Source organism: Daejeonella sp., from assembly GCF_037719425.1.
Taxonomy (GTDB): domain Bacteria; phylum Bacteroidota; class Bacteroidia; order Sphingobacteriales; family Sphingobacteriaceae; genus Daejeonella.
In genome coordinates this window covers 23,168-30,191 of record NZ_JBBJNI010000035.1, presented here as the reverse complement: position 1 = coordinate 30,191, position 7,024 = coordinate 23,168, and the positions used below count along the sequence as shown (strand labels likewise).

Here is a 7,024-nt window from a genome sequence, read left to right as displayed (position 1 = left end):
GCTTGTCGAACAGTTACGGGAAACGGCAAACCAACATAGCCGCGATAGCGGAAAAGGCGTAATGGAAGTTCTGCTAAGTCCTGAATTTGCAGCGGCTGAACCTGACCCGGTGGGTGATGCAGAAAAACGGCGCAGAAAAAGAAAACAACATCAACAGGAACAATCACATGGATTAAGCAGGTAATTATGAATACACATGAAATACAGGAACAATTACAGGATAACCAGGAGGTTACCCTACGGATCGAAGAACGGGTAACACAGCTGGAAAACAAGGAGATCAAATTCCCGGAGATCAAAGATTATGAGGAACAGTTCGCTGAACTTAAAAAGCTGATCAAAAAACACGGCGAACAGGATCAAATCCTGCCCCTGCTGGAAAAGATAGAAGAGCGTGCACAAGACTTCAAAACTTTGGTATCCTCAATCAGGGAATTAACCATAAGCCAGGATATTATGGTCCGGGAACTGCCCAAGGAGATTAAGGTAAAGGCATTGCACCGTTTTGAGGATAAAACCAAGGGATTTATCTTTGGCGGTATAATCCTGCTGATTGTTACCTCGATAGCCGTTGGAACATCCCTTAACCTATGGAGCGAAAACGAACGGATGCAGGAAAACGATGTGAAATTTCGAATGGTCAGGCAGACCAACCCGGATGTAGCGTACCGAACAGACACGCTTTATCACCACAACCCCGAAGATATGGAAGCCAAAACAAAGCAACTGGAAGCTCAACAACTGGCTATCGTGCAGGCTGAAGCCACAGCCAGACAAGTTGAAAAGGAGGCTGTACTGGCCAAAGAAGAAGCAACTAAACTAAAAATGGATCAAAAAAGGCCTCGATAACGTGTTAATGGATATTTTTGCCCTCCAAATTTTTGCGACTTGCGAAACTGGGAGTTTCGCTTTGGTTTTTACCGGAAAAAATAGTAGTCGCTGCGTTTCTTTTCAGATAGGGTGCTCATACCAACCGCATAACCGGATGTTGCGGATCTACCGGTTTTTTTGAAGGACATATAGTTTAAACTCATGATCAATTCCTTTGCGTAAATTATGGGTTAAACAAAAAACCCTCCCAGATCGAGAAGGGTATTTTGGATGATTTTGAAGCATTAATGATTAATTATAATCTGCTTTTTGGTGACTTCTTTACCCTCAATGATGTGAAGAAAATACGTACCATTTGGAATATCCTGCGTGTTCATCCTTGTCTCACTCACTTTTGGGTTGCTTCTTAAGGATTTCAGCACTTTTCCACCTTCATTATATAGACGAATCTCATAATCTTTAGTATTCGGAACACTTTTGGCCGAACTGCTTACCCTTATTTCATCAGCAGCAGGGTTAGGATATATGCTATACCTCAGCATCGAACAATTTTCTGTAGATACATAAATAGTATATCCATCACCTATTCCGCATGCATTTACTCCCCGGACGGTGAAAGGTGAAGTGGTTGGAATTGAGCCGGTTGTGAACGTGATCATAGCTTGCAAACCGGATGTGGTAAACGCGCTGCCGGTTCCGTTAGGAGATGTCCAGTCTGTAGGTAAACTCCAATGGAACTCAAAGTATGAGGCACCCGACCAACTCGCCTCTGCACGATAAGTGGTATTCGGACACAAGTATTCAGGCTGCGAGCTCGGATCGAAGATGTCAATAAAATAGGGTGCAATGGGGTATCCTGTTTGAATTGATTTGTTCATCACCCCGGAGCAACCACCTGATATGGTAGCCGTTAAAATCCCGGCTCCCTCGCCAGTTCCATAGACATCTACTGAATTGCCACTGGTTCCCGCAATTGCCAAAGTTCCGGAGACGCTCCAGCTAACAGTAGAATTGCAAGGTATATTATCAGGCGTATAAGTAACGGTTCCTGAGCATATCGTGTTATCACCGGAAATATTGAAGGACACCGGCCCGGCAGAAACGATACTCGTATATGTTTTATACGCGGCATTATTTACCTTAACAGTTACTTTGACATTTTGCAGCCCAGCACCAGTGCAGGAAGATGTTAATGTTAATGATGGCGACCCGGTTGAAATGAACTGCGGAGCCGGACTCCCGTTATAAGTCCAGCCATTACTTGAATTTCCTAAATCCCAGTCATAGCCGGTTATGTTTGCAACACCATTGGGGTTAGCAACAGAAAATGTTTGAGTTACTGCCGTACCACAGGCAGTAGTCAGGGAAGCGGGGGAAAGTTCTAGATCTGCTGAACCGACTTCTTCGATAAGTATTTTTCTGATCAGAAGAGTTTGGGGGCTTGCGTTCAATGGCGGAATGGCAGCAATCAGTAAATAAGACTGAGCAGCAGCAAGGTTGGTGTAATTAAAAACGAGGGTATTTGGCGTTTGTGACCATGCTGTACTTGGCATCTGCTCACTTTGTTTTAAATTGCCTGATGCCGAAGGATCGATTGATTGCGGACCTGAACAGAGGGTATTGACACCAATTGTATTGGCAAGATCTGTCCGGAGCCGAATAATTGCGCCTGCGTTTCCTGTAGGATTTGCCCGGATGACACTGATCGTAATTTTGTAACTGTATGCCTGCTTAAAAGCATAAGTAATGGCATATTCAGTTCCCCGAGGGGTCGCAATGTCATAATCAGCTCTTAAATTTAGTGCGCCCGTCATCTTTTGAGGTTGACCTTTAACGGTACGGTGAGGGATACCCCCGACATTTGTTGTGCTACTGAAAGCGTTACAGGCTGAAGAATTAAAATCTTCGTAGTCAATGACTGTCTGTCCTGATACAGCACTGTATACAACAGTCAGCAGGAGTAATACGATTTTAGGTAACTTTTTTTTCATGGTGATAGATTTAGAAGTAGGTTTTATTATTTTTTTAAATGAATTTGAAATCCGATTCCCGCCTGGAATTTGTCATTTTTTCGGCCAAACTTTACATTTCTGAATGATGTGTAACCGGAAATAAATTCAATTCCTACGCTGCTGTTCAGAAATACAACTGGACCTGCTAAGAAGGAATAACTTGTGGAACTGCCCGAACTTCTTTGTATATAATTCCCTGAATGCTCAACGCCATATTGAAAATCTCCCTGCACGAACAAATTAAACTCCTTATCCGAAGGCAGAAAGTAATAACGAATGAGCGGACCTATGCTGTAGTTTCGATTATAACTTAAATTGTCGCCGTCGTACCCGGTATAACTAAAAGAAGGCTTTAAGCCAATGACAAAGTTATTTTTCAAAAAATATCCTATTACCGGCGACAAGTTTATTGTAGTGGTTGAATGTTCATCAATTATGGGATCATCAACTAGGTCAGTAAAGTAAAAGTTGCCTGAACCGCCAACCAGCCAGTTGCCCTTGGAGGTTTGGCCGATAGCAGCTGAGACCATCAATACTACTATTACAATAGAGAGGATAGCTATTTTATATTTAGATGAAGAGATTTTCATAATTTATTTGATTAATCCTTATTAAGATGGATCTGTAACCCTATTCCAGATTGAAGTGTTCTGTATTGTGCAGGCGTTCCTTTATATGCAGATACAGAATAACCTACGGTAAATTCTATTCCTACGTTGTCATGAAAATAGATTACCGGGCCTGCGTTAACAGAGTAAATGTTGGCCTTAACTTGGTTTTCGTACATATAGTCAGCCTGGGCGAAAAGGTTGACTTTCCTTTCAACAGGAAGAAAATAGCCCCTTACAAAAGGGCCAGCTGAAAAACTGGTATAATTTTCTGAAGAGGATAAATGGGTATATCTAAATGATGTTCTTAAGCCGCCAGCCAAGTTGTTTATAAAAAAATATCCGGACATCGGAGAAGCCTGGAATATCTTTCGATTTAGAACTGTTCCGCCATCATCATTTCTGTCAGAACTGAAGGCCGCCTGGCCTCCTGCCAGCCAATATCCTTTAGCGGTTTGGCTATATGCATTTTCAAAAAACAGGCATATTGATAATACTAAAAAGGTCTTTAAAGCATTTTTTAAGTTGATTTTATACATCTTGCCATCTATAAAAAGTAATTGAACTTTATGAATATCAAAGAGTAATATAACTTAATACGAGAGATTCTGCAAGAATGTTGCAAGTTAAATTAAGAAATTTTGGGTAAGATTTTAAGTTCATTTTCTGATATTCTACTATTTGAAACCTAAGGATAAATAAGGCTAAGATGAAATCGATGGTATACGAGCACAGATTATCCGGCAAAGATATTATAGCTCAGAATAGAAACGTTTTGTGACCGTTATCCTCTGATTTTTGCACTTTAAATTGATATATATTCCCATAATTTATATCTTTATACTTTAAGATTTGCATTTAATCTGTAGTAATAAAGTGGTGCGTAATTCGGTGAGTAAGAACCCATTACCCACGTAAGATATTGGTTATCAGTATATTTCAGAGTGGGTTCGAATCCCTAGCTCTCCGCTTCAATCGTCAAAGGCGATCAAAAGCGGGCAAAGTCTGCTAAGGACGTGAAAGAGACAAAAAAAAGCCCTTTTATTCTCGTAACAGGGCTTTTTTTTAACCATTTGTTCATTCATCTGATATCGACTTAATGACACTCAATAAGCTTGCTTTATTAATCCTTCTGTCCTTAACTTCGATAAGCGCATTTTCCCAAACATCTTCTATCAAAGGCCTTGTTTTCGATAAGTCTGGCAAAACCCCCGTAGAATTTGCAAGCGTGGCTCTATTCAAGACCGCAGACTCTTCACTGGTGGCTGGCATGATAACAAAAGCGAACGGCGGATTCGATTTTCGAGGTCTTCAATCTGGAAATTACCGGCTTAAAATTGCTTTTATTGGGTACGATTCAAAGGTGGTTTCTGAAATTGTAGTAGCAAGCGGACAAATATTGGATCTTGGGAACGTCCAAATTCAGCCAGGAAGCCAAATGCTTAATCAGGTGAACATAACCGGTGAAAAGCTCGATGCGCTAAGCAAGATTGATAAGCAAACCTACAGGGCAGGTCAATTTGAATCGGCGAAGGGCGGCAATGCTGTGGATGTTTTGAAAAACCTACCCTCTGTTTCTGTTGACGGCCAGGGTGAAATAAGTATACGCGGATCAAGCGGGTTTTTAGTGCTGATCAATGGCAAACCAGTGCTAACTGATGCTCAGACTGTGCTGAGCCAAATCCCGGCCAATATGCTTGAAAACATTGAACTGATTACAGCGCCTTCGGCTAAATATGATCCGGATGGCAAAGGTGGCATTATCAATATCATCACCAAAAAAGGGGCAACAAATGGGCTTACCCTTGCTGCAAATACACTGGCGGGTTTGCCATCCACCAAAGATTATGGCAATAAAAAATCATCAAAGCGTTTTGGCGGTGACCTGACCATAAATGCAAAGAGCGATAAATGGGACATAAGTGCAGGCGGAAATTATACACGTAATGATAATGCTGGCTATCGCGAAGGCGATGTATCTATTAAAAACTTTACTACCAACACCATAACCCGTTTCCCGTCCAACGGGGAGCGCAGTTTCGACAAATATAACTACGCTGGTCGCACCACAATCAGCTTTACTCCCGACACAATGAATACTTTATCGGCAGGTTTTTTTGCTGGCAAGCGTTATCAGGCCCGTCTAGCAGACCTACTTTACAACAATACAACGTCGAATTTAACAACTAATGCCCTGCAAAGATCTACTACATATTTTAACTCCAATCTGCAAACAAAGCAGGGTAATTTCACTCTTGGAAATTTTGACTACACACATAAATTTAGCGATAAATCTACCATTGCCGTTTCTGCTCTTTATGAGCGTGCGCGTTTGTACGGTAACACCAGTAACAAAAACCTAAATCACCCTAATAATGCCATCGTAATACAGGATGTTTACAATCCCTACGAAAATCCAATTAATGGCTACAGGTTCAAACTGGATCACGCATTGCCTTTGGGCGGAGGAAAATTAGAAACGGGATACCAATTCAGATACGATACACAGGACGGCAAATTTGAGTACTCCGTTACACCAGCAGCATCACAGCCAGATGCAGCCCGCTTCCGTGGAACGGCAAAGGCCAAAAATCAGATTAACTCGGTTTATTCGCAATACTCAGGAAAATCGGGCAAGCTGGAATATGTTGGCGGATTACGTTATGAATATGCGGCGCGGACGGTAAACCTCTCCTACGATCCAAATCCTCATATTCTAAATCTATCGAATCTTTTCCCGTCAGCGAACTTACTTTATAACATCTCAACCGGCTGGAAAGCGAAAGCGGGTTACAGCAAACGTGTGCAGCGACGCAATAATTTTGAGCTGAATCCAATCCCGGAGCGTGAGCACTCTGAGACATTGGAACAGGGGGATCCGGACCTGCTTCCAGAATTTATCGACCTGGCTGAGTTGGGCCTGATCAGAAATTTTTCGTCAGGGTCATTTTTTACCACGCTCTATTATCAGGGAATTAAAAACCCAATTCAACGGGTGAATTCGGTATATGCTGACAGCATTCTCAACAGGGTGTTTACGAATGCATCGCGTGCGCGTTCATTTGGAGTCGAAATGGGCACTAACCTCCAGCCAGCTAAATGGTGGACACTTTATCTGGGTGCCAATCTTTATAATTACAAAGTTAACGGCACAATTAACATTTTGGATGTATCGTCGCCTATTAACAATACAGCATGGGTGTATAGTTTTAATGCGAACACCGGTTTCAAACTGTCTTCTACCTGGAGCTTGCAGGGCAATTTAAATTACCTTTCTGAACGCCCTACTGCGCAAGGCAAAGACTCGCGTTTTATCGTGCCCAACACCTCAGTGAAAAAAACACTCATGAAGGGACAGCTTTCAGCTTCGCTGCAATGGCAAAATATGGATTTGGGGACGAATCACACACAGCGACAAAGAATAACCACAATGGGTCGCGAGTTTTACACAACGACCAATTACATTTATGAAACCGATGTGTTCCTTCTGAATTTTAGCTTCAATTTGAACAGGCTAAGCAGCAAGAGTAAGTTGCCTGCCAGTGAATTCGGTGACAAGGAATTTTAATAGCT

General features: G+C 42.0%; 6 protein-coding genes. 3 read left to right on the top strand and 3 right to left on the bottom strand.

Features of this window, described 5'->3' with window-relative positions:
* Both WKF69_RS06765 and WKF69_RS06760 read left to right on the top strand, forming a co-directional pair.
* Nucleotides 1-184: hypothetical protein (locus WKF69_RS06765; protein WP_340380629.1), on the top strand; the 184-nt coding region annotated here is incomplete at its 5' end.
* 2 nt (nt 185-186) lie between these two features.
* A complete protein-coding gene (locus tag WKF69_RS06760) occupies nt 187-849 on the top strand; it encodes a hypothetical protein (RefSeq protein ID WP_340380628.1) in 663 nt (220 codons plus the stop codon).
* A 266-nt stretch (nt 850-1,115) separates the two neighbouring features.
* Here the strand turns inward: WKF69_RS06760 and WKF69_RS06755 are convergent, their stop codons facing one another.
* From WKF69_RS06755 to WKF69_RS06745, 3 genes are read right to left on the bottom strand one after another with little or no spacing between them, the layout of a single operon-like run.
* Nucleotides 1,116-2,822, bottom strand: coding sequence for a T9SS type A sorting domain-containing protein (locus WKF69_RS06755; protein WP_340380627.1), 1,707 nt, complete (start codon nt 2,820-2,822; stop codon nt 1,116-1,118).
* Nucleotides 2,823-2,848: 26 nt separating this feature from the next.
* Nucleotides 2,849-3,433, bottom strand: a complete 585-nt coding sequence (locus WKF69_RS06750; protein ID WP_340380626.1) for an outer membrane beta-barrel protein — start codon at nt 3,431-3,433, stop codon at nt 2,849-2,851.
* Between the two features lie 11 nt (nt 3,434-3,444).
* On the bottom strand, nt 3,445-3,990 hold the full coding sequence (locus tag WKF69_RS06745; protein WP_340380625.1) for a hypothetical protein: 546 nt from the start codon (nt 3,988-3,990) through the stop codon (nt 3,445-3,447).
* A 560-nt stretch (nt 3,991-4,550) separates the two neighbouring features.
* Here WKF69_RS06745 and WKF69_RS06740 point away from each other — a divergent pair.
* Nucleotides 4,551-7,019, top strand: coding sequence for a TonB-dependent receptor (locus WKF69_RS06740; protein ID WP_340380624.1), 2,469 nt, complete (start codon nt 4,551-4,553; stop codon nt 7,017-7,019).
* Nucleotides 7,020-7,024: the final 5 nt, after the last annotated feature.